At 54.5% G+C, this 22,992-nt stretch carries 23 protein-coding genes, 1 riboswitch and 1 other annotated feature; of the genes, 11 read left to right on the top strand and 12 right to left on the bottom strand.

Features of this window, described 5'->3' with window-relative positions:
* Window positions 1-311 precede the first annotated feature (311 nt).
* Window positions 312-1,316 (bottom strand): NAD-dependent epimerase, encoded by a 1,005-nt coding sequence (locus tag BN2591_RS17065; protein WP_086873118.1) that lies wholly within the window; start codon window positions 1,314-1,316, stop codon window positions 312-314.
* A 203-nt stretch (window positions 1,317-1,519) separates the two neighbouring features.
* Here BN2591_RS17065 and wzzB point away from each other — a divergent pair, with 203 nt between their 5' ends.
* Window positions 1,520-2,503 (top strand): LPS O-antigen chain length determinant protein WzzB, encoded by a 984-nt coding sequence (gene wzzB, locus BN2591_RS17060; protein ID WP_086873117.1) that lies wholly within the window; start codon window positions 1,520-1,522, stop codon window positions 2,501-2,503.
* 40 nt (window positions 2,504-2,543) lie between these two features.
* Here the strand turns inward: wzzB and hisIE are convergent, their stop codons facing one another.
* The 9 genes from hisIE to hisL form a co-directional block, all read right to left on the bottom strand.
* Entirely contained in the window at window positions 2,544-3,155 is a 612-nt protein-coding gene (hisIE, locus tag BN2591_RS17055; RefSeq protein WP_086873116.1) for a bifunctional phosphoribosyl-AMP cyclohydrolase/phosphoribosyl-ATP diphosphatase HisIE, read from the bottom strand.
* Window positions 3,149-3,925 carry an imidazole glycerol phosphate synthase subunit HisF gene (gene hisF, locus BN2591_RS17050; protein WP_086873115.1) on the bottom strand — a complete coding sequence of 259 codons (777 nt, stop codon included), beginning with the start codon at window positions 3,923-3,925 and terminating at the stop codon, window positions 3,149-3,151. The genes hisIE and hisF overlap by 7 nt, the downstream gene beginning before the upstream one ends.
* Window positions 3,907-4,644, bottom strand: a complete 738-nt coding sequence (gene hisA / locus BN2591_RS17045) for a 1-(5-phosphoribosyl)-5-[(5-phosphoribosylamino)methylideneamino]imidazole-4-carboxamide isomerase (RefSeq protein WP_086873114.1) — start codon at window positions 4,642-4,644, stop codon at window positions 3,907-3,909. Before hisA ends, hisF begins: the two co-directional genes overlap by 19 nt.
* On the bottom strand, window positions 4,644-5,234 hold the full coding sequence (gene hisH / locus BN2591_RS17040; RefSeq protein ID WP_086873113.1) for an imidazole glycerol phosphate synthase subunit HisH: 591 nt from the start codon (window positions 5,232-5,234) through the stop codon (window positions 4,644-4,646). Before hisH ends, hisA begins: the two co-directional genes overlap by 1 nt.
* The gene (gene hisB, locus BN2591_RS17035) at window positions 5,234-6,301 is read right to left on the bottom strand and encodes a bifunctional histidinol-phosphatase/imidazoleglycerol-phosphate dehydratase HisB (protein WP_086873112.1); all 1,068 of its coding nucleotides are present in this window, start codon (window positions 6,299-6,301) and stop codon (window positions 5,234-5,236) included. The genes hisH and hisB overlap by 1 nt, the downstream gene beginning before the upstream one ends.
* Window positions 6,298-7,359, bottom strand: coding sequence for a histidinol-phosphate transaminase (gene hisC / locus BN2591_RS17030; protein WP_086873111.1), 1,062 nt, complete (start codon window positions 7,357-7,359; stop codon window positions 6,298-6,300). The genes hisB and hisC overlap by 4 nt, the downstream gene beginning before the upstream one ends.
* A complete protein-coding gene (hisD, locus tag BN2591_RS17025) occupies window positions 7,356-8,660 on the bottom strand; it encodes a histidinol dehydrogenase (RefSeq protein WP_086873110.1) in 1,305 nt (434 codons plus the stop codon). The genes hisC and hisD overlap by 4 nt, the downstream gene beginning before the upstream one ends.
* Before the next feature lie 4 nt (window positions 8,661-8,664).
* Window positions 8,665-9,564 (bottom strand): ATP phosphoribosyltransferase, encoded by a 900-nt coding sequence (gene hisG, locus BN2591_RS17020; RefSeq protein WP_086873109.1) that lies wholly within the window; start codon window positions 9,562-9,564, stop codon window positions 8,665-8,667.
* Between the two features lie 35 nt (window positions 9,565-9,599).
* Window positions 9,600-9,722: a sequence feature (His leader region), on the bottom strand.
* On the bottom strand, window positions 9,698-9,748 hold the full coding sequence (hisL, locus tag BN2591_RS24345; protein ID WP_001364200.1) for a his operon leader peptide: 51 nt from the start codon (window positions 9,746-9,748) through the stop codon (window positions 9,698-9,700). Its footprint overlaps the feature before it by 25 nt.
* 175 nt (window positions 9,749-9,923) lie before the next feature.
* Here hisL and BN2591_RS17015 point away from each other — a divergent pair, with 175 nt between their 5' ends.
* The 4 genes from BN2591_RS17015 (at window position 9,924) to tsuB (ending at window position 13,918) form a co-directional block, all read left to right on the top strand.
* Window positions 9,924-10,751, top strand: a complete 828-nt coding sequence (locus tag BN2591_RS17015) for an SDR family oxidoreductase (protein WP_086873108.1) — start codon at window positions 9,924-9,926, stop codon at window positions 10,749-10,751.
* Between the two features lie 339 nt (window positions 10,752-11,090).
* Window positions 11,091-12,452, top strand: a complete 1,362-nt coding sequence (locus BN2591_RS17010) for an APC family permease (protein ID WP_020454269.1) — start codon at window positions 11,091-11,093, stop codon at window positions 12,450-12,452.
* Window positions 12,453-12,619: 167 nt separating this feature from the next.
* A complete protein-coding gene (gene tsuA, locus BN2591_RS17005; protein WP_086873120.1) occupies window positions 12,620-13,675 on the top strand; it encodes a thiosulfate utilization transporter TsuA/YeeE in 1,056 nt (351 codons plus the stop codon).
* Between the two features lie 15 nt (window positions 13,676-13,690).
* Window positions 13,691-13,918 (top strand): thiosulfate utilization sulfurtransferase TsuB/YeeD, encoded by a 228-nt coding sequence (gene tsuB, locus BN2591_RS17000; protein WP_020454267.1) that lies wholly within the window; start codon window positions 13,691-13,693, stop codon window positions 13,916-13,918.
* A 32-nt stretch (window positions 13,919-13,950) separates the two neighbouring features.
* Here the strand turns inward: tsuB and sbcB are convergent, their stop codons facing one another.
* The gene (gene sbcB, locus BN2591_RS16995; protein ID WP_086873107.1) at window positions 13,951-15,375 is read right to left on the bottom strand and encodes an exodeoxyribonuclease I; all 1,425 of its coding nucleotides are present in this window, start codon (window positions 15,373-15,375) and stop codon (window positions 13,951-13,953) included.
* 210 nt (window positions 15,376-15,585) lie between these two features.
* Between sbcB and dacD the strand changes: the two genes are divergently transcribed.
* The 4 genes from dacD to BN2591_RS16975 all read left to right on the top strand — a co-directional run bounded on the left by dacD (window position 15,586) and on the right by BN2591_RS16975 (window position 19,027).
* Window positions 15,586-16,746: a serine-type D-Ala-D-Ala carboxypeptidase DacD gene (gene dacD, locus BN2591_RS16990; protein ID WP_086873106.1), complete on the top strand. Its 1,161-nt coding sequence runs from the start codon at window positions 15,586-15,588 to the stop codon at window positions 16,744-16,746.
* A 121-nt stretch (window positions 16,747-16,867) separates the two neighbouring features.
* Window positions 16,868-17,341, top strand: coding sequence for a DNA gyrase inhibitor SbmC (gene sbmC / locus BN2591_RS16985; protein ID WP_086873105.1), 474 nt, complete (start codon window positions 16,868-16,870; stop codon window positions 17,339-17,341).
* Window positions 17,342-17,466: 125 nt separating this feature from the next.
* On the top strand, window positions 17,467-18,525 hold the full coding sequence (locus BN2591_RS16980; protein ID WP_086873104.1) for an FUSC family protein: 1,059 nt from the start codon (window positions 17,467-17,469) through the stop codon (window positions 18,523-18,525).
* A gap of 166 nt (window positions 18,526-18,691) precedes the next feature.
* Entirely contained in the window at window positions 18,692-19,027 is a 336-nt protein-coding gene (locus tag BN2591_RS16975) for a DUF496 family protein (protein ID WP_143468263.1), read from the top strand.
* A 31-nt stretch (window positions 19,028-19,058) separates the two neighbouring features.
* Here BN2591_RS16975 and BN2591_RS16970 read toward each other — a convergent pair whose 3' ends face one another.
* Window positions 19,059-19,919, bottom strand: coding sequence for a GHMP family kinase ATP-binding protein (locus BN2591_RS16970; protein ID WP_086873102.1), 861 nt, complete (start codon window positions 19,917-19,919; stop codon window positions 19,059-19,061).
* Window positions 19,920-20,374: 455 nt separating this feature from the next.
* A riboswitch (cobalamin riboswitch) is annotated at window positions 20,375-20,556 on the top strand.
* Window positions 20,557-20,655: 99 nt separating this feature from the next.
* Here BN2591_RS16970 and BN2591_RS16965 point away from each other — a divergent pair.
* Both BN2591_RS16965 and cbiB read left to right on the top strand, forming a co-directional pair.
* Window positions 20,656-22,035 (top strand): cobyrinic acid a,c-diamide synthase CobB, encoded by a 1,380-nt coding sequence (locus tag BN2591_RS16965; RefSeq protein ID WP_086873101.1) that lies wholly within the window; start codon window positions 20,656-20,658, stop codon window positions 22,033-22,035.
* On the top strand, window positions 22,032-22,988 hold the full coding sequence (gene cbiB / locus BN2591_RS16960) for an adenosylcobinamide-phosphate synthase CbiB (protein WP_086873100.1): 957 nt from the start codon (window positions 22,032-22,034) through the stop codon (window positions 22,986-22,988). The genes BN2591_RS16965 and cbiB overlap by 4 nt, the downstream gene beginning before the upstream one ends.
* Window positions 22,989-22,992: the final 4 nt, after the last annotated feature.

The raw sequence follows: 22,992 nt of genomic DNA, 5'->3' as shown, positions 1-22,992 counted from the left end.
GGACTGGCTGAAAAATTTATGGCAAACTTGTGAAGCAGGCATAGAGGTGTGACCTTACTTTTTGGTGGAACACTAAGTAGATCACAACCTTCTATGCCTGTCTTTATTTATGGGGAACCGTCAGCCCGTCAGGGCCGTTTTTTTTATCCCTGCCTGAACACCCCCTCCTATGGAGGTGGTCAGCAAGAGGTTTTGGCTTTGCCTTATTGTCTTTGGATTTAAATCGTTCAGAACAGGCAGAGACTAATTGTAGGGCTTTTAGTACGCCCCTCTGGGGCGAAATCAATGCCACCTGCTAAGCAGGTGATTTTTTACACCTTATAAAAATTTCTGTACCAGTCAACAAAACGCTTCACGCCGTCTTTGACCGATGTCTGAGGCTTAAAGCCTGTTACAGCATACAGTGGCCGGGTATCTGCGCTCGTCTCCAGAACGTCGCCAGGCTGGATCGGCATCATGTTTTTCTGCGCTTCAATCCCTAATGCTTCTTCCAGTGCCGTGATGTAATCCATCAACTCAACTGGCGAACTGTTTCCAATGTTATAAACATGGTAAGGAGCGGAACTGGTCGCCGGTGAGCCGCTTTCGACGGTCCAGTTTGCATCCGGTTGCGGGATCACATCTTGCATACGGATAATCGCTTCCACGATATCGTCAATATAGGTGAAGTCGCGCTTCATCTTGCCGTAGTTGTACACATCTATGCTCTTGCCTTCCAGCATCGCTTTGGTGAACTTGAACAGCGCCATATCCGGGCGTCCCCAGGGGCCGTAAACCGTAAAGAAACGCAGGCCGGTCGTTGGCAGACCATAGAGATGGGAATAGGTATGTGACATCAGTTCATTGGCTTTTTTCGTTGCCGCGTAGAGTGATACCGGGTGATCAACCGAATCGTCGGTTGAGAACGGCATCTTACGGTTTAACCCGTAAACGGAGCTGGAGGATGCATACAGCAGGTGCTGCACTTTATGATGGCGGCAGCCTTCAAGAATGTTCAGATGACCAATCAGATTGGATTCTGCGTACACGTGCGGGTTTTCCAGCGAGTAGCGGACACCTGCTTGTGCAGCGAGATGAATCACGCGATCAAATTTCTCATGCGCAAACAACTGCGCCATCTCTTCGCGGTCGGCGAGATCGATTTTATGAAAATGAAAATCGGGAGAGGCCAGGAGATCCAGGCGCGCCTGTTTCAGGTTGACATCGTAGTAATCATTCAGGTTATCAATACCCACAACCTGGTGGCCCGCTTTCAACAAACGTTCACTAACGTGATAGCCGATAAACCCGGCGGCGCCGGTAACCAGAAAATTCATAGCTCATCCTTTCTAACATCAAAAACGTACAATCTGTCTATTGTATGATCCCAGACCGGCAATCGCTATCAGTTATAAACGCGGTCATAATTCTTAAATAGTGTCTGGTAAATCTTAATTACACGTAGTCCTATAGAAAAAAAATAACGAACCGCTAAACTCGCGCTTTATAATTCTCTTTGCGCTTCTTATTTAGGGTTGCTATGACATACGAAAAACAAAGTTTGCCAGCCAGACAGAACAATGATTCAGAACAGATTGATTTGTTAGATGTTTTATCTCAAGTCTGGCGCGGTAAGTGGATTGTAGCCTTATTTATTCTTGTCGCTGTAATTGTTGCTGGCATCTATCTAAGCATCGCCAAAGAAAAATGGACATCGATCGCCGTGATCAGTGCTCCGGATGTCGGGCAGATTGCTGGTTACTCAAATGCGATGAGTGTAATAATCAGTGATCCAGAGTTTGATATCACGGATATCCAACAACGCGTGATTGTGCGTTTCAATTCGGCTTTTTCTGCTCTTGCGGAAGCTCTTAAGAATCAGGAAAAACCTGAAGAGCTGACAATTGGTGCTGCGGTGCGAGGGCAACCATTACCCCTTAAGCTAGCCTATGTCGGATCAAGTGCTCAAGATGCACAGAGGAAGCTGGCAGAATATATTGAAAAAGTCGACCAGCAAATCGCCAGAGAATTGGTAGATGATTTAAAGAACAATGTTAAATCTCAAACGACAAATTTGGTTAACTCATTGTCCACACAGGAAAAAGTGGCGCAGGAACAAAAGAATTTGCGCATCAAACAGATTATTCAGGCGCTCTCGGTGGCTAAAGAGTCTGGTGTCAAGTCGCCACAAGTGCAACAAACAGAAAACGTGTCTCAGGACACTATGTTTCTGCTCGGCAGTACGGCACTGGAATCAATGGTGAAAAATGAATCTTCCCGTCCGCTGATTTTCTCTGATGATTACTATAAAACTCGGCAAAATCTATTAGATATCCAGAGTATAGTCGTAAAGCCTCAGAATATTCATGCGTATCGCTATGTAATGAAACCAACTTTGCCTATCCGCCGCGATAGTCCGCGTAAGGTAATTACTCTGGTACTGGCAATTTTACTCGGCGGTATCCTGGGGACAGGTTTTGTGCTGATGCGTAACGCCTTCCGAAATTATCAATCGAAAGCATAAGCACAAAAAAACCGGGCAGCGCCCGGTTTTTTTACGTCTACTATTTATGCCGCGTGCGTAAATTCTCAATCACGGTCGTTAAATCAAGCTGCTGATCCTGCAACAGCACCAGCAGGTGATACATCAGGTCAGAGGCCTCGTTAGTCAACTCTTCTCGGTCGTTTACGGTTGCCGCCAGCGCGGTTTCTACACCTTCTTCCCCCACTTTCTGCGCAATACGTTTAGTACCGCTGGCGTAGAGTTTGGCGGTGTAAGAACTTGCCGGGTCGGCGGTTTTACGCGCGGCGAGCAGCTCTTCTAACTGGTAGAGGAACAACCATTGGTGACTGGTATCGCCAAAGCAACTGGAGGTTCCCGTGTGGCAGGTTGGGCCGATAGGATTAACAAGGACCAACAACGTGTCGTTGTCGCAATCTGGGGCTATTTTCACCACATTAAGGAAGTGACCTGAAGTTTCACCTTTGGTCCACAGACGCCTCTTAGTGCGGGAGAAAAAAGTGACTTTGCCGCTTTCCTGTGTTTTTGCCAGCGCTTCTTTGTTCATGTAACCCAGCATCAGCACTTCGCCGGAAACCGCATGTTGCACCACGGCGGGCAGCAGTCCGTCGGTTTTTTCCCAGTCCAGTTGGGCCAGTTGTTGCTCTGTTAACATACCCTGATCTCCACGCCCTGGTCTGCCAGGTACGTTTTTAATTCACCAATATTGATAATCTGCTTGTGAAACACGGAAGCCGCCAGCGCGCCATCAACGTTCGCATCGCGGAAGGCTTCCAGGAAATGTTCCATAGTGCCCGCGCCACCAGAAGCAATTAGCGGTACGTGGCATACCGCGCGCACTTTCTTCAGTTGTTCAAGATCGTAGCCATTGCGCACGCCATCCTGGTTCATCATGTTGAGCACGATTTCCCCGGCGCCGCGCTTTTGCACTTCCTGCACCCAGTCCAGCGTTTCCCATTGCGTGACCCGGGTACGGCTCTCATCACCGGTGTATTGATTAACGTGATATTTGCCCGTTTCAGCGTCAAACCAGGTGTCGATACCGACAACAATGCACTGCACGCCAAAGCGATCGGCCAGCCGTGTGATGAGCTCAGGATCAGCCAGCGCCGGGGAGTTAATCGAAATTTTATCTGCGCCGAACGAGAGAATTTTCGCCGCATCGTCAGCAGACTTAATCCCACCCGCTACACAGAAAGGAATATCAATTACTTCAGCCACGCGTGACACCCAGCTCTTATCCACCACGCGGCCATCGCTTGAGGCGGTGATATCGTAGAACACCAGCTCGTCCGCGCCTTCTGCGGCGTAGCGTTTTGCCAGCGGTACAATGTCGCCAATAATTTCGTGATTACGAAACTGCACGCCTTTCACCACCTGGCCATCACGCACGTCAAGACAAGGGATTATCCGTTTTGCCAGCATTGAATGGCCTCCTTCACCGTGAATTTACCTTCCAGCAGCGCCCGTCCGACAATCACGCCGCGCACGCCCGTACCGCGCAGCGCGGCTATATCATTTAAACCGCCGATGCCGCCGGAAGACTGAAACGCCACCTGCGGCCAGCGGGCACAAATCTCTTCATACAGGGAAACGTTCGAGCCCGCGAGCGTACCGTCGCGGGAAATATCGGTACACAGCACATGTTTCAGCCCAACGGCCAGATAGGTTTCCACCAGCGCTTCCAGCGTCACACCGGAGTTCTCCTGCCAGCCGCTCACCGCGACCTGCTTGGTGCCCTGTTCATCAATACGCACATCCAGCGCCAGCACCAGTTTGTCTGCGCCAAAGCGTGCAAACCAGCCTTTCACTATCTCAGGCGATTTTACCGCCGTTGAGCCGATGACCACGCGGGCAACACCGGCAGCGAGCAGGGCGGCGACATCCTCTTCCGTGCGCACTCCGCCGCCAACCTGTACCGGAACCTTAACCCCGGCAACCAGCGTTTTCAGCAATGGGATCTGGCGTTTCGCCGGATCTTTCGCGCCGGTTAAATCGACGAGGTGCAACACTTGCGCGCCCTGCGCGGCATAATCCCGCAAGCGCGGCAGTGGGTCGTTGCCATAATCGCGCTGCTGAGCGTAGTCGCCCTGATGAAGACGTACGACGGTGCCGTCAATTAAGTCTAAAGCCGGAATAATCATCACATCTCCAGGAAGTTTTTCAGCAGTTGCGCACCCGCGCGGCCGGAGCGTTCCGGGTGAAACTGCACGCCGTAGAAGTTCTCTTTCTGCACGGCGGCGGTAAACGGTTCGCCGTAATCACAGCGGGCAATGGTGTACTCATTCACCGGCATGGCGTAGCTGTGCACAAAGTAGAAGTAAGCGCCGTCCTCGATGCCCTGGAACAGGCGGTTCCCGGCTTTTGCGTAAACCTGGTTCCAGCCCATATGCGGCAGCGGCAGGCCAACGTCTTTCATCTTCGGCACATCCTGTTCGATGATGCCCAACAAATCGACGCCGTGGGTCTCTTCGCTAAAACGCCCAAGCAGTTGCATTCCCAGGCAGATGCCAAGTACCGGCTGCGTGCAGGCTTTCACCAGTTCGATCAGCTCGCGCTCGCGCAGCTGATCCATGGCTGCCTGCGCCGTTCCGACACCGGGTAAAAACAGTTTGTCCGCGCGCAGCACCACATCCGGGTCGCGACTGACTTGCGGCTCGTAACCGTGGCGCGAGACGGCGGATTTCACCGAATTCAGGTTGGCGCAGCCGGTATCGAGGATCACCACATTCATCACAGCACTCCTTTTGATGAGGGGAGCGTATCGCCTTCCACGCGGATCGCCTGGCGCAGTGTGCGGCCAAATGCTTTAAATAAACTTTCCACGCGGTGGTGGTCGTTTTTGCCTTTGGTTTTGAGATGCAGCGTCACGGCCATGGTGTAAGAGAGCGAGCGGAAGAAATGCTCGACCATTTCGGTGCTCAAATCACCTACGCGCTGGTAGGCGAACTCGGCTTTATATTCGAGGTGTGGACGGCCGGAAATGTCCAGCGCACAGCGAGCCAGGCACTCATCCATCGGTAACACAAAGCCAAAACGGTTGATACCACGCTTATCGCCAAGCGCCAGTTTTAGCGCTTCACCCAGCGCCAGCCCGGTATCTTCTACCGTGTGGTGATCGTCAATATAGAGATCGCCCTTAACGGTGATTTCCATGCGGAAACCTCCATGAGTGGCGATTTGATCAAGCATATGGTCGAAGAAACCGACGCCGGTGTGGATCTTGCTGCCGCCTTCGCGATCCAGCCAAACTTTGACATCAATCTGCGTCTCTTTGGTATTGCGCTCAACGTGCGCATACCGGTCACGGCGCGTCAGTTGCTCACCAATCATTGCCCAGTTCAACGTTTCAGGGTGATAACGCAGGCCGCCAATCGACATATTATTTGCCAGCTCAATATCGGTAGCGCGGTCGCCAATAACATAACTGGCGGCGCGATCAAGCGCGCCTTCTGCCAGCCAGCGTTCCACCAGCTTCACTTTTGGCTTACGGCAATCGCACTCATCGCCAGGAAAATGCGGGCAAATCAGTACCTCTTCAAATTCAATGCCTTGCGAGGTGAAAACCTGCATCATCAAGTTGTGCGGGCCATCGAAATCCGCCTGCGGGAAACTACTGGTGCCCAGACCGTCCTGGTTGGTGATCATCACCAGCTTGTAACCGGCTTTTTGCAGTTTCAGCAATACCGGGATGACGTCTGGCTCGAATTCCAGTTTTTCGAATTTATCCACCTGATAATCGGAAGGCGGCTCGGAAATCAGGGTTCCGTCACGGTCAATAAACAGGTACTTCTGGCTCATACTGGCTCCGCACGTAAGGCGTCAATGACGCGCTGGCTCTCTGCACGGGTGCCAATGGTGATGCGCAGGCAGCCGCTTAAAGAAGGTTGTTTGTTCTGGTCTCTCAGGATAATGCCTTGATCCCACAATGATTTAAATACTGCGCTGGAGGCAGTCAGGCGCACGAGAATATAGTTAGTCTCCGAGTCGAACACCTGCTCCACACAGGGAATATCCTGCAGTGCGGTAACCAGATACCGACGTTCAACCAGAATTTGCGCCACCCGCTCGCGCATCGCGACAATACCCTGCGGGCTGAGCGCTTGCGCGGCAATATCCGCCACCGGTGTAGAGAGCGGATAGGGGGCAATCACTTTTAACAACAGCGCGATAACGTCTTCATTTGCAAGCGTAAAGCCGCAACGCAGGCCTGCCAGCGCAAACGCTTTGGAGAGTGTGCGCAGTATCACCAGATTCGGGTATTCACTGAGCCAGCCCGCCAGCGTGGCCTGCGGGCAAAACTCAATATAAGCCTCATCCGCCACAACAATGGCTTTGCCGCGCGTCATTTCGAGCAAGACGCGAAAATCTTGCGAATTGATAATCTGCCCGGTGGGGTTATTCGGGCTGCAAACATAAATAATTTTGACACCATCGAGTTTGTCGGCGATGCCTTGCAGATCCAGTTGCCAGTCAGCCAGCGCGGGCACCGTACGGTACTCCACGCCCAGCGTCTCGGCGCTGACGCTATACATGCCGTAGGTCGGCGGGCAAAACAGCACCGCGTCTTTACCTGGTTCACAAAACGCGCGGATTAGCAGTTCAATCCCTTCATCTGCGCCACGGCTGACCAGCACCTGCTCCGGTTTTACGTCCGCATATTGTGCATAATTTTCGATCACCGCTTTCGGCTGGCACTCCGGGTAACGATTTAACGTTTGCTGCGTCAGTTCAAAAGGAACCGCTGTCGGGAATTCATTGGCATTCAGCCAGACGTCGCCTTTACCGCCAAGGCGGCGAGCCGACTGATAGGGCGTCAGTTCGCGCACGTTTTTACGCGCCAGTTCTTCAATGCTCATGCTTGCTCCTTTAGTGCGTTAACGCGCAACGTGACAGCGTTTTTGTGCGCGGTCAGGCGTTCTGCCGCCGCCAGCGTTTCGATGGTGCTTGCAAGCCGCGCGAAACCGTCGCGGGAGAGTTCCTGCACCGTCATACGTTTCTGGAAATCTGCCAGACCCAGGCTGGAACAGGTGGCGGTGTAACCGTAAGTTGGCAGCACATGGTTGGTGCCGGAGGCATAGTCGCCTGCGGATTCCGGTGACCAGTCACCGAGAAACACCGAGCCCGCGCTGGTGATGCTCTCCACCAGCGAACGGGCGTCACGAGTCTGAATAATCAGGTGCTCCGGACCGTATTGGTTGGAAATCGCCACGCATTGCGCTAAATCGCGCGCCACAATCAGGCGGCTGGCAGAGAGTGCCTGGCGAGCGGTTTCCGCGCGCGGTAATTCCGCGAGCTGGCGTTCAACCGCCTCGGCCACACGGGTCGCCATTTCGCTGTCCGGCGTCAGCAGGATCACCTGTGAGTCCGGGCCGTGTTCCGCCTGCGAAAGCAGATCAGAGGCAACAAAATCCGGCGTTGCGCCGCTATCAGCAATCACCAGCACTTCGGAAGGGCCGGCGGGCATATCGATTGCCGCGCCGTCCAGACGCTGGCTGACCTGGCGTTTGGCTTCGGTCACAAAGGCATTTCCTGGACCAAAAATTTTGTCGACCTTCGCGATCGATTCGGTGCCAAATGCCAGCGCGGCAATGGCCTGCGCGCCACCGACTTTGAAGATCGCCTGCACGCCACAAAGCTTCGCGGCATAGAGAATTTCATCGGCAATTGGCGGCGGTGAGCAGAGCACCACTTTCTGGCAACCGGCAATACGCGCCGGTGTGGCCAGCATTAATACTGTTGAAAACAGCGGCGCGGAGCCGCCGGGAATATACAGACCGACCGAGGCGATAGGGCGGGTAACCTGCTGGCAACGCACGCCTGGCAGGGTTTCAACATCTACCGTTTGCAGCTTTTGCGCGGTGTGGAAGGTGTCGATATTTTTCACCGCCACGGCCATCGCTTGCTTGATGTCGTCACCCAGACGTGCGCTGGCATCTGCGATTTCCTGTTCGGTGACTTTCAGCGCGTCGACCTGAGTTTTGTCAAACCTGGCGTTGTATTCACGCAGGGCGTCATCGCCGCGCGCTTTGACAGTGTCGAGGATCTCAACCACGGTACGCGTGATGCTATCAGAAGCAGAGATCGCCGGGCGCATCAGCAAGTCGCGTTGCTCCGCTTCGCTACAGCGGTTCCAGTCGATTACGGTATTGAAGCTCATGGCTTTACTCCATCATCTTCTCAATCGGCAGCACCAGAATGGAACTTGCCCCCAGCGCCTTCAGTTTTTCCATGGTTTCCCAGAACAGGGTTTCGCTGCTGACCATGTGCATTGCCACACGCTGCTGATCGCCCGCCAGCGGCAGGATCGTGGGGCGTTCAGCGCCAGGCAGCAGGGCGATGACCTCTTCCAGACGCTCGCTTGGCGCGTGCATCATGATGTATTTCGATTCGCGCGCCTGAATAACACCCTGAATACGGGTCAGCAGTTTATCGATAAGTTGCTGCTTGGCGTCGGTCATTTCACCATCGCGCTGAATCAGGCAGGCTTTAGAGCGGTAAATCACTTCCACTTCGCGCAGGCCATTAGCTTCGAGCGTCGCGCCGGTCGAAACCAGATCGCAAATCGCATCCGCCAGGCCCGCACGCGGGGCGACCTCAACAGAACCATTTAACAGACACGATTTAAAAGAGACGCCTTTCTGATCGAGATAACGTTTTAACAGGTGCGGGTAAGAGGTGGCGATCCGTTTGCCGTCCAGCGCTTGCGGCCCGTTCCAGCTTTCATCGACCGGGGTTGCCAGCGACAGGCGGCAACCGCCAAAATCGAGGCGACGGAGGGTGAAATAGCGCGGATCTTCACCCTGCGCACGGCGGGTCAGCAGCTCTTCTTCCAGTACGTTTTCGCCGATGATGCCCAAATCAACGACACCGTCCATCACAAGGCCTGGAATGTCATCATCGCGTACGCGCAGAATATCAATCGGCATATTTTCCGCCAGGGCGATCAGGCGCTGGGTGTGCAGGTTAATTTTAATCCCGCAGCGGGCCAGTAGTTCGCGTGAATCTTCGCTCAGGCGGCCGGATTTCTGAATAGCTATGCGTAAACGCGAGTTGTCTAACATTCTGTTGTCCTCTTTTATCCTGCTGAATTTGGTTCAAAAAAAAGCCCCCGGAAGAAGATCTTCCGGGGGCTTTCTCTGCGTTCATGCACCACTGGAAGATCCAAACGTCTTCCAGCACACATCGCCTGAAAGACTAGTCAGGATGATGGTGATGATGGTGGTGTTTAAATTGAACGCGGGTCATAAAATTCTCGATGAATGGTTATTCATAAGTTGTCGGTTAACGTAAACCACTTTGGTCGCCGAAGGCAAGGGCTTTTTTTTATCATTAAATCATTTCATATTCGTTCTATGAATTGTCAGTTATCACTGGCTGGCGTAGCCTTAAACAGGTGGAAGCGAGAGTGCAGGGGAGAGGCATGAAAAAGGTCGCGATTATCGGATTAGGATGGCTGGGAATGCCGCTGGCACTGTCATTAACCGCGCGAGGCTGGCAAGTTATCGGCAGTAAAACCAGCCAGGATGGCGTCGAGGCGGCGCGCATGTGCGGCATCGAAAGTTATGTGCTCAACCTTGAACCAGAATTAGTCTGCGAATCGGATGATCTGGATGCGCTGATGCAGGTAGATGCGTTAGTTATCACCCTCCCGGCGCGCCGCAGCGGCCCTGGCGAAGAGTTCTATCTACAGGCTATGCAGGAGATTGTCGACAGCGCGCTGGCTTATCGCATACCGCGTATTATTTTTACCAGTTCCACTTCTGTTTATGGTGATGCACCCGGCATCATCAAAGAAAACACGCCGCGCCAGCCCGTCACCGCAAGCGGACGGGTGCTGAAAGAACTGGAAGACTGGCTGCACAATTTGCCCGGCACATCGGTGGATATTTTACGTCTGGCTGGGCTGGTGGGACCGGCGCGCCATCCGGGACGTTTCCTCGCCGGAAAAACCGCGCCTAACGGCCAGCATGGCGTAAACCTCGTGCATCTTGAAGATGTCATCGCCGCGATTACTTTGTTACTGCAGGCACCGAAAGGCGGACACATCTATAATCTCTGCGCGCCGGGGCATCCTTCGCGTGAAAGTTTCTACCCGGCAATGGCGCGACAGCTTGGCCTGGCACCGCCCACCTTTACTGCATCCCGCAGCGAGGATGAGAAGGGAAAAATCATAGACGGCAGCCGTATTTGCAATGAGCTGGGGTTTGACTATCTTTATCCGGATCCGGCTCAGATGCCGCTGACGTGATTTCTTTAGCAATTAGTGCTATTAAAATGTTTAATAATTCAGCGATAGCCTAAAATTCAGGCACTTAGTTGCATAAACAGTGCAGGAGAGGCCATACCGTATTGTCATCGTGCTTCAGGATGGTGCAAAATACGCCGCTGCAAAAAAATGAAGAGACTAGCCGACGTTAATCCGTCGGTTATTTTTTTTGCAAGCACAAACGTCATTCAATAAAAGAGGCCGGGCTTCGTACCGGATAGATACACATTTAAAAACCGACAGTCGTTGTCGCTGAGGAAATAACACAAATGGGGCAATTTTTTGCTTTTGCGCCGGCACTCGCCGTACAGGAGAATCGCCATGACGCATAACGTTACTCCAAAAACCTCTCGCGTGGAATTACGTAAGACGCTTACGCTGATTCCGGTTGTAATGATGGGCCTGGCCTATATGCAGCCAATGACGCTGTTCGATACGTTTGGTATCGTCTCTGGCCTGACCGATGGCCATGTGGCAACCGCGTATGCCTTTGCGTTGGTCGCTATCCTCTTTACTGCGCTGAGCTATGGCAAGCTGGTACGCCGCTTCCCGTCTGCTGGCTCTGCGTATACCTACGCGCAGAAATCCATCTCTCCGGCCGTTGGCTTTATGGTGGGCTGGTCATCGCTGCTGGACTATCTGTTCATGCCGATGATCAATATTCTGCTGGCGAAAATTTACTTTGAAGCGTTGGTGCCTTCGGTGCCGTCGTGGATTTTCGTGGTGGCGCTGGTGGCCTTTATGACGGTCTCCAACCTGCGCAGTATCAAAACCGTGGCGAACTTCAACACCCTGATCGTTATCCTGCAAATGGGGATTGTGGCCGTTATCGTTGGTTTGATCATCTACGGTGTTTCCCACGGCGAAGGCGCTGGCACGCTGGTAAGTTCCCGCCCGTTCTGGTCTGAAGGCGCCCATGTCGTGCCGATGATCACTGGCGCGACTATCCTGTGCTTCTCGTTCCTCGGCTTTGACGGTATCTCTTCTCTTTCTGAAGAGACCAAAGATGCTGAGCGTGTGATCCCGCGCGCTATCTTCCTGACTGCGCTGATCGGCGGCATGGTATTTATCGGGGCCTCTTACTTCCTGCAACTTTATTTCCCGGACATCTCCCGCTTTAAAGAGCCGGATGCGTCTCAGCCGGAAATCATGCTGTATGTTGCGGGTAAAACCTTCCAGTGGGGCGTGCTGATTTTCTCCAGCGTGACCGTGCTGGCGTCCGGTATGGCCGCGCATGCGGGCGTTTCCCGTCTGATGTATGTGATGGGACGCGATGGCGTATTCCCGACCCGTTTCTTCGGTTATATCCATCCGAAATGGCGTACGCCGGCGTGGAACGTGTTGCTGGTCGGTGCCATTGCGCTGCTGGCGATCCGTTTTGACCTGGTAACGGCTACGGCGCTGATTAACTTTGGTGCGCTGGTGGCGTTCACCTTTGTTAACCTGTCGGTGATTTCCCAGTTCTGGATCCGTGAAAAACGTAACAAGACGCTGAAAGATCATTTCAACTATCTGGTGCTGCCGGTGTGCGGCGCGCTGACGGTTGGCGCCCTGTGGATTAACCTTGAGCAAAGCTCGATGATCCTGGGCCTTATCTGGGGCGGTATCGGCCTGGTTTATCTGGCCTGCGTAACCCGCAGCTTCCGCAATCCAGTGCCGCAGTACGAAGATATTGCGCAGTAAATTTTCTTCTGTATATCTACTAAGCCGGAGCCTTGTCTCCGGCTTTTTTATATCGGTTACCTCCCTATTAATAACCAGGCGAACTAAGTTAGATAATTTCATTATTGGTTCTGGTTATGCTGCGCGTGGAAAATTCACGATCTGTTTTTTCTGACGTAGCTACCGTTATGTTTTCAATGATGTTAAGTGGATTGATTTGCGGCGCACTGTTGGGGTTTGTGATGCAGCGCGGACGCTTCTGCCTGACCGGCGGCTTTCGCGATATGTATCTCGCTAAAAATAATCGTATGTTTTATGCCCTGTTGATAGCCATCGCTATCCAGAGCGTTGGCGTCTTCGCGCTTATTCAGACCGGGGTGCTGCAATACAATGCCGGCGCTTTCCCGTGGCTGGGTACGGTGGTTGGCGGTTACATTTTCGGGCTGGGGATTGTCTATGCTGGTGGTTGCGCGACAGGCACCTGGTACCGCGCGGGGGAAGGGCTGATAGGAAGCTGGATTGCGCTGTTTACCTATATGGTAATGAGCGCGGTTATGCGATCTCCGCATGCTGACGGCATTAATGGCTTGCTGAAAACCTACAGCACGGAACATAACTCGATTGCCGAAACCTTCGGTGTTTCTGTCTGGCCTTTTATCGCACTGCTCCTTGCCGTCACGCTGTGGGCGGTCGCCAGAGAGCTGCGCAAGCCGAAGCTGAAGATTGCTTCGTTGCCGCCGCGTCGCACCGGGCTTGCGCATCTGCTGTTTGAAAAGCGCTGGCACCCTTTTGTCACTGCGGTACTTATCGGTCTTATCGCGCTGCTGGCCTGGCCGCTCAGTGAAGCCACTGGCCGTATGTTTGGTCTGGGCATTACCTCACCCACCGCCAACATTTTGCAGTTCCTGGTGGCGGGGCAGAATAAATTCCTCAACTGGGGCGTCTTCCTGGTGCTGGGTATTTTTCTGGGGTCGTTTATTGCCGCGAAAGCCAGCCGTGAGTTTCGCGTACGCGCGGCGGATGCACAAACCACGCTGCGTAGCGGATTTGGCGGCCTGCTAATGGGCACGGGAGCCAGTATGGCTGGCGGCTGTTCAATAGGTAATGGTCTGGTGATGACCGCGATGATGACCTGGCAGGGTTGGGTGGGGCTGGTGTTTATGATCCTTGGCGTATGGACGGCGTCATGGTTTTTATATGTCCGTCCGCAGCGCAAAGCGAAACTGGCGGCGGCTGCGGCTTAACTGACAGGAGCTGTTATGGCTGTAAAAAAACTGGATGTGGTAACACAGGTTTGCCCGTTTCCTCTGATAGAAGCGAAAGCGGCGCTGGCGGAAATGGCCCGCGGCGATGAACTGATTATTGAGTTCGACTGCACCCAGGCGACGGAAGCTATTCCGCAATGGGCGGCGGAAGAGGGCCACACCATTACGGATTACCAACAGGTTGGCGACGCCGCCTGGAGTATTACCGTGCAGAAGGCGTAAGCCGATGCCCTCCCGTTACCGGGAGGGCACTCTCAGACTATCTCTTCGGCGTACTGCCACAGCGCTTTCAACAGCGCCTGCTTTTCACTGTCCCCTTCATACTGCTGGAACAACGCCTGGAGTGTTTCGGCGTACTGTTGCAGAAACTCCGGCGTAAAGACATTGCGGCGGTGCGTCAGCCAGCGCTGCTGTTCCTGCTCATCCAGCGTGCCGGGGAAGTTCCGCGCCCGGTAGTTAAACAGCAGTTTTTCAATACGCGCATCGGCAAAAGTGATGTCCAGCGCGGGCAGGTTGCGCGGCTCGGTTTCCAGCAAAATTTTCATCGCGGCGCGGTCAGCATCGCTGAAAAAGCCGTTATAGATTTGTGCGTCCACGTTATCAGAAGGGACAAACGGTTCCGCCTCGGCGAAAATTGTCAGCACTTTCTCGCGCACCTGCGGGTTATCGCGCAGGATTTGCAAATTATCATGGTAATGCTGAAGGTTAATGCCCAGCCGCTCGGCGTCCTGCGGACGCAGCGTATTGGCCTGCGCCAGAACAGGGCATTTATTCAGATGTACCAGTTTGACCGGCACCGCTGCGTTGTCGCCGAGTTCCGCTTTCGGTGTATACAGTCTTTCGCGCAGCGCATCGGTATCCAGTTCCAGCAGCGGTGACATGTCGCCCGCCAGATCCACCATAATCACCGCGTTGCGGTTTTCCGGGTGCCAGGCCAGAGGTGCCACCCAACTGGTGTTCCCGCGCCAGGCGCCAAACATCCCGGAGACATGCACCAGCGGTTTCATTTGCGGCACATCAATCAGCGTCGCCAGCTTCTGCTTATGGCGATGGCTGAACAGGTAGTCGAACAACTTCGGCTGCTTTGCTTTCACCAGTTGCGCCATGGCGATTGTGGCGTAAACATCCGCCATTGCATCGTGGGCGTTGGCATGTTCAATGCCGTTGGCTTTTGTCAGGTGCTCAAGACGGAAACTGGGCAGACCATCCTCGTTTTCCGGCCAGTTAATCCCGTCCGGGCGCAGAGCGTAGCAGGCGCGCATAACGTCCAGCAGATCCCAGCGTGAGTTATGGTTTTGCCAGCTCCAGGCATAAGGATCGTAGAAGTTGCGGTAGAAAATATTGCGCGTCACTTCGTCGTCAAAACGCACATTGTTGTAACCGAGCACGCAGGTGTTCGGCACGGTGAACAAATCGTGAATGCGTGTGGCGAACGCCGCTTCGTTCTCGCCTTTGGCGCGTGCGATTTGCGGGGTGATGCCGGTTATCAGCACCGCTTCCGGCTGCGGCAGATAGTCGTCAGCCGGTTGGCAATAAAAGACTTCCGGTTCGCCAATAATGTTGAAATCCGCGTCGGTGCGAATCGCGGCGAACTGCGCCGGGCGATCCAGCGCCGGGCTGGTACCGAAAGTTTCATAATCGTGAAAGAGAAAAGTGGGCGTTGCGGCGGAATCAGACACCAGATGCTCATCCTGTCAGTAAATATGCCCTCTATGGTAAACCATCCCGGCGCGTGTGCCGAAGGAAAACCGGTCATTCTTCCGCAGATCTTCGCAAAAACAGATGGTTAAAATCGATCTGTGTCACATTTTATTGCAATTAAAACAGGTAACGACACACGAAGTTCCGTACAAAGAACGACGATTTTAGATGCTATAGAGGATATTTCATTGAAACGCCGTTTGTTTGTTGCTTCTTTGCTGGCGGTTTGCGTGCACAACGCTTACGCCGACGACTTACCTTTTGCCCCTCAACCCCCGGCAATTCAGGCTGGCTCCTGGGTATTGATGGACTACACCACCGGGCAAATCTTAACGGCGGGCAATGAACATCAGCAACGTAACCCGGCGAGCCTGACCAAACTGATGACCGGCTACGTGGTTGATCGCGCCATCGATAGCCACCGCATCCGCGCTGATGATGTTGTCACTGTCGGGAAAGACGCCTGGGCAAAAGGAAACCCGGTGTTCGATGGTTCTTCACTGATGTTTCTCAAACCGGGCGATCGCCTGACGGTGCGCGACTTAAGCCGTGGTTTGATTGTTGATTCCGGTAACGATGCCTGCGTGGCGCTGGCGGATCATGTGGCGGGCGGTCAGCCGCAGTTTGTCGCCATGATGAATGATTACGTCCAGAAGCTGAATCTGCGCGATACCCATTTTGAAACTGTGCACGGGCTGGATGCGCCGGGTCAGCACAGCTCTGCGTATGATCTGGCGGTGCTCTCCCGCGCCATCATTCATGGCGAACCGGATTTCTACCATATGTACAGTGAAAAAAGCCTGACGTGGAACGGCATTACCCAGCAAAACCGTAACGGTTTGCTGTGGGATAAGACGCTGAACGTTGACGGGCTGAAAACAGGCCACACTTCTGGCGCGGGCTTTAACCTGATCGCCTCAAGCGTGGACGGAGAACGTCGCCTGATTGCGGTGGTAATGGGCGCAGACAGCCCGAAAGGGCGTGAAGACCAGGCGCGTAAGCTGCTGCTCTGGGGGCAGCAGAATTTCGATACGGTAGAAATTTTGCGTAACGGTAAAAAAGTCGGCAGCGAACGGGTGTGGTATGGCGATAAAGCGCAGGTGGATGTCGGCACCGATCAGGATTACTGGCTGGTGCTGCCCAAAGCGGAACTGCAAAACATAAAAGCCAAATATGTGCTGGACAACAAAGAGCTGGATGCACCGCTGGCAGCGCATCAGCGCGTGGGTGAAATCGCGCTTTATGACCGCGATAAAGCGATCGCGCACTGGCCGTTGGTCACGCTGGATAGCGTCGGTAAAGGCGGCTTGTTCTCGCGCCTGAGCGATTACCTCCACCACAAAAGCTGACACCGTCAAGCGTCGGCAGGAAGGCATGCGAGTTTGCTCGCATAATTGAGCTGTTGCAGATGGCAGGCGCAGGTCTGCCCGTTATACTGTATGTTCGAACAGTAACACTAAGGGAGTTAGTATGAGCTACACAGTCAAGCAGTGTGAAAAACGCCGTATCGCCGGGTTTCATCTGGTCGGGCCGTGGGAAGAGAAAGTTAAACAGGGATTTGCGCAGCTGTCGATGTGGGTTGATAACAAGAAAATTCAGCCGCTGGAGTGGATTTGCGTCTATTACGACAACCCGGATGAAGTGCCAGCGGAAAAAACGCGGGCGGATGTGGCAGTGACCGTGGGTGAGGCATTTCAGGTACCGCCTAACAGCGAAGGGGTGATGACCACCGAAGTGCCAGCCGGCCAGTATGCGGTTGCGGCGGCGCGGGTTTATAACGAAGAGTTCGGTGCCAGCTGGGATCGCTTTTTCGATGAATTGCTCACCGATCAGGCATTACAAATTTCCACCGGACCCTGTTTTGAAATCTATCGCAACGACGGGCAGCGCGACGGTTACTGGGAGATTGAGATGTATATTCCGATCGAGCCGAAAACGCTGTAAGCCGTAAACGCACGTAAAGGGACGCCAGGATCAAACTGGCGTCTCTTTTTTGTTTTAAAAGGTGATATCAGCTACTGAAAAATCCTACAATTGCGCCTCTTTTATTTCTAACCCGGAGAACGGCCGTGCGCCGCGACAAATCACTCAGCCCTTTTGAAATTCGTCTTTACCGCCATTATCGCGTCGTGCACGGCGTGCGCATTGCCCTGGCCTTTGTTCTGACTTTCCTGCTGATCCGCCTGCTGGACGTGCCGGAAGGCACCTGGCCATTAATCACGCTGGTGGTATTAATGGGACCAATTTCCTTTTGGGGGAATGTTGTTCCGCGCGCTTTTGAGCGTATTGGTGGCACTATCTTCGGGGCCGCACTGGGGCTGGTGGCGTTAAGGCTGGAGCTGATTTCTTTGCCGGTGATGCTGGTGTGGTGTGCCGTTGCGATATTTTTATGCGGCTGGCTGGCGCTTGGTAAAAAACCCTATCAGGCGATCATTATCGGCGTGACCCTTTGCGTGGTGGTCGGCGCGCCGACGGGGGATATGCAAACCGCGTTGTGGCGCAGCGGCGACGTCATTATTGGTTCGCTACTGGCCATGTTGTTTACCGGCATCTGGCCGCAGCGTGCTTTCTTGCACTGGCGCATTTTGATGGCGAATTATGTCACGGCGTTTAACCGTGTCTATCAGGCGGGTTTATCACGCAATCTGGTGGAGCGGCCGCGTCTGGAAAAGCACCTGCAAAAAATTCTCACCGACGTGGTAAAAATGCGCGGCTTAATCACGCCGGCCAGTAAAGAGACCCATATCCAGAAAGCGATTTTTGAAGCTATTCAGACCGTCAGCCGTAATTTGGTATGCATGCTGGAGTTGCAGATCAACGCCCACTGGAGCTCGCGCGCCAGCCATTTTGTCATGATCAATGCCAATACGTTGCGTGAAACGCAGCAGATGACGCAGCAGACGTTGCTGACCATTGCCCACGCACTGTATGAAGGCAATCCGCAGCCGATTCTGGCGAACACGGAAAAGCTCAATGAGATTGTCACAGAGCTACGCCAGTTAAGCCGCGAGCATGAGGGTGATGCGCTGGCAGAAACGTCGATTCATGGTTATGTCTGGTTAAGCCTCGAGCTGGCGCGTCAGCTGGAATTGTTATCGCATTTGATCTGCCGGGCATTGCGCAAATAAGCGACAGATAGCCGCAGTACGCAGTCTGGTTGTTTCGATTCAGCTGGATTTGTGGTTATGATAGGGAAAAGGAAAAATTATTGTCATATGCAACCGCTTTGGGTAGGTTTGCCTCTAAGCTTGTTGCGTTAACGAATCCGAATCTCACATTATCAGGGGTGTAAAAATGGAAACAACCAAGCCTTCGTTCCAGGACGTTCTGGAGTTTGTGCGTCTGTTCCGCCGCAAAAACAAATTGCAGCGTGAAATTCAGGACGTTGAGAAGAAGATCCGTGATAACCAGAAGCGCGTACTGCTGCTGGATAACCTCAGCGATTACATCAAACCGGGCATGAGCGTTGAAGCCATTCAGGGCATTATCGCCAGCATGAAAACCGACTACGAAGATCGCGTGGATGATTACATCATCAAAAACGCCGAGCTGTCGAAAGAGCGTCGCGACATCTCCAAAAAGCTGAAAACCATGGGCGAACTGAAGTCGGTTGAAGCGAAAAGCGAATAATGCCTCGCGGTGAGAGGTTCGCCTCTCACCCTTATTTCAAGCCACCTGCCACCACCTTCAACAAATAATTTTTCGGCCAGTGCGCCGCCAGCTCTCTCTTCGCTAACACCCGACAAACCGCTTCCACATCATGACGTGTCGAATCAAGAAACAACCCCACCACGCTTCCACTGTGCGCCACGTTCAGACCGTATAAATCGAACTGCTCCACCAGATTGAGCAGAGTATTGAATGCGGGTTTCGGCAACAGTGACTGGCTGGCTATCGCGCTGAGCGTTGCGGCTTCGCCGAGCAGTGCGGCATCATTTTGCGCGCAGGCGCGCTGTAACATTTGCCACGCGTTGTCCAGGATACCTGCATTGTCGAGCAGCGCCTGCTGGCGCACCATCCGGTGATAATCTGCGGTCGTCAGCGTCAGCGGGCTTTCCAGCAGCAGGATCTCGGTATGCGGAAGCGCGCCGCAGGGTATGCGCGTTGCGGCCGTGTTGTGGTCAAACAGCGTCAGGCCTGAAAACAGGGTGCTGTCGGTCGGCTCCAGCGCCACGCAAAGCTGCGCCAGCGTCTCTTCATCAAGCCTTTGATTAAGATGCCGGGCCGCTGCCACGGCTGTCGCCGCGATATCAGCGGTGCTGCTGGCCATACCTTTCGCTACCGGAATCGTCGAGCGGCAGTCGATACGCAGGGTCGATGAGAGTGATGCGGGAAGTTGCCAGTGCGCCAGCAGTTGCCTGAGCATCGCGCGGGTGAGCGGACGTTCGTTAGCAAGCGGCGTAGCGGTGGTAACTTCCACGTGGCTGTACCACGCCACCGGGCAGGAGACCAGCTTTTCGCCGCCGAGGATCCAGCCCTGAATGATTTCGCCGCAGGATGCGGGACAGGCTGCCTGCGCCACGGTGCTTCTCCCTGAAAATAAAACCGGATAGTGTCACTTCATCCTCTCGAATGCCAGCATTACCGCCACTCTGGCTTATAGCCACCCGGGCACGAAGCATGCTTTGTTAATGCTATTCGCCGATGGCTTTTACCGTCACCAGTTAAGGATTTTCGCAAGCTCACTACCGCACAACGTTTTTCGTCAGCACTATCACGTGGCTTCGCCGGTATGTCGTTTACCGTCCGGGTAGGCGTGCAAATTACGCATGTAGCGTTGAGTAAATTCCGGCGCTGAAGATCGGTTGGCGAAAGCTGAATAAATCAGGTGTTGATAAAAACGGGTGCGCAATACATTGTCATAGCGCAACAACCTCGCGTTTACGCGACGATAAACTGCTTCAGTTTTATTTCCCTGCAGCTATTCAGTGCGCTTTGGGGAAATGTCATGAGAACGCGAACCCTGTTTTCGCGCCGTGACGCACTAAGCCAACAGGTTTTGCCGCCGCTTTTTGCGCGGCTGGGAAGGGGGTGAAAATCCCCCGCAGCCCCCGCTGCTGTGATGCTGACAACCCCGAAAACGCCACTGATCGCCAGATCGGGAAGGACGGGTGAGGATGACGCTAAGCCAGAAGACCGACCTGATGGGCCATTATCAACAACTTCGGTGGGAAGTGGGTTGCTCAGTAGCGTACGGTCGCAAGACCGGGCAAACGCGCGCCTGACTTCAGCTTTCCGCCCGTAATGGGGTGTCAGTAATGTCAAACAGGCGCAGCGCCTTTCTCCTTGCCGGAACCGGCAGCGGTTGTGGGAAAACCACCGTCACGCTGGGGCTGCTCACTGTTTTTAAACGCCGTGGCTTACGTGTTCTGCCGTTCAAAGTCGGACCTGATTACCTCGACACCGCCTGGCACAGCGCCGTTTCTGGCGTTGCGTCCCGCAATCTCGATAGCTTTATGCTGCCGGAACCCACGCTAAACGCGCTCTTTAGCCAGCATGTTGCTGCCTGCGATATCGCCGTGATTGAAGGCGTGATGGGCTTGTACGACGGCTACGGCACCGACCCCGATTATTGCAGCAGCGCCGCGCTGGCAAAACAGCTTGGCATCCCGGTGATTTTGCTCGTTGATGGCAAAGCGGTGTCGACCTCCATTGCCGCCACGGTGATGGGGTTTCAGCATTTTGATCCGCAACTGCCGATTGCCGGCGTTATCGTCAACCGCGTCAACAGCGACAGCCATTTTCAGCTACTCAAACACGCCATTGAACGCTATTGCGCGCTCCCGGTGCTGGGTTATGTCCCGACCACGCCAGGTGTTGCGCTACCGGAGCGCCACCTCGGCCTGGTGACCGCGCGTGAATCGATGGTGGAAGCGTCGTCGTGGCATGATTTTGCCGGGCGTCTGGAGCAAACCCTTGATATTGAGCAACTGCTCACACTCAGCCAGCTCACCACCCTGCCCGCAGGGCAAATGCCGCCATTGCCGGATGCGGTTGCAGGCACAGGGCTGACGCTGGCAGTCGCTTTTGATGAAGCCTTTAACTTTTACTATCCCGATAACCTCGACTTACTGGAGCGTGCGGGCGTGCGCATTGTGCGCTTTAGCCCGCTGCGGGATCGCCAGTTGCCGGATTGCCAGATGCTGTGGCTGGGTGGCGGTTACCCGGAGCTGCATGCGCGGGCGTTATCAGAAAATACCCCAATGCTGGAGGCTATTCGCGCGGCGCATCGGCGCGGCGTGGCGATCTATGCCGAGTGCGGCGGGCTGATGTTTCTCGGCACCGCGCTGCGTGACGCGGGCGGCGAGGAGTGGCCGATGGCGAATGTGATCCCCGGTCTTAGCGTGATGGGCAGCAAACTGACCCGCTTTGGCTACTGCGAAGCCCGCTCGACGCAACAGACCTTACTGGCGGCAGCGGGTGAAACCTTGCGCGGTCATGAATTTCACTACTCGGATTTCACCGCGCAAACGGCGGCGGTGCTGGACTGCCATAAAACCCGCGACGGAGAAGTGCTCAAACGCTGGCAGGGCGGCTGGCAGGTTGGCAACACGTTCGCCAGTTACCTGCATCTGCACTTCGGCCAGCGCCCGCAAATGCTCAACCACTGGTTTGCCGCCGCAAGGAGCGCGCCATGACACTGCTTGCCTGGGCTGTCGCTTTTTTACTCGATCGATTGCTGGGCGACCCGCCGCACTGGCCGCATCCGGTGCGCTGGATCGGCGCACTGATTAACTTACTGCAAAACATCGTGCGGCGTTATTGCCATAGCGATAACGCGCTGCGCACTGGCGGCGGCGTGATGTGGCTGGTGGTGGTCGGGGGGAGCTGGAGCCTGGCATGGGGTGTACTGGCGCTGGCGAACGCCATTCACCCGTGGTTCGGCTGGTGCATCGAGGTGTGGATGATCTTCACCACGCTCGCCACCCGCTGTCTGGCGGATATGGCGCGGGAAGTTGAAAAGCCGCTGCGCGAAGGGCTGGTGGTTCAAAGCCGCGAAAAACTCTCATGGATTGTCGGGCGCGATACCCGCCAGTTGCAGCCGCCGCAAATTACCCGCGCGGTGGTGGAAACGGTCGCCGAGAACACCGTCGATGGGGTAATTGCGCCGCTGTTCTTTTTGCTGCTCGGCGGTGCGCCACTGGCGATGGCCTACAAGGCAGTCAACACGCTGGATTCAATGGTCGGTTACAAACATGAAAAGTACCGCGCCATCGGCATGGCCAGTGCCCGGCTCGATGATGTCGCCAATTTTATCCCGGCACGCCTGAGCTGGCTGTTGCTGAGCATCGCCGCCTGGTGTTGCCGCCAGGATGCCTGCGCCGCGCTGCGTATCGGTTTTCGTGACCGGAAGAATCACAGCAGCCCGAACTGTGCCTGGCCGGAAGGTACGGTGGCCGGTGCGCTCGGCGTGCGCCTTGGCGGGCCAAACGACTACTTCGGCGAACGCGTCGACAAACCGTGGATTGGCGATGATACGCGCGCCATTGAGGTTAATGACATTGGACGAGCCATTCAGATGATGTGGCTGGCTTCGACGCTGGCGCTGGCGTTGTTTGCGCTGGTGCGTTTTGTGTGGATGGGAGCCTGAGGAT

The organism is Kosakonia pseudosacchari, from assembly GCF_900184035.1.
GTDB lineage: Bacteria > Pseudomonadota > Gammaproteobacteria > Enterobacterales > Enterobacteriaceae > Kosakonia > Kosakonia pseudosacchari.
Note: the sequence above shows the minus strand (reverse complement) of the source record. Positions and strands in the feature narration are given on the sequence as shown.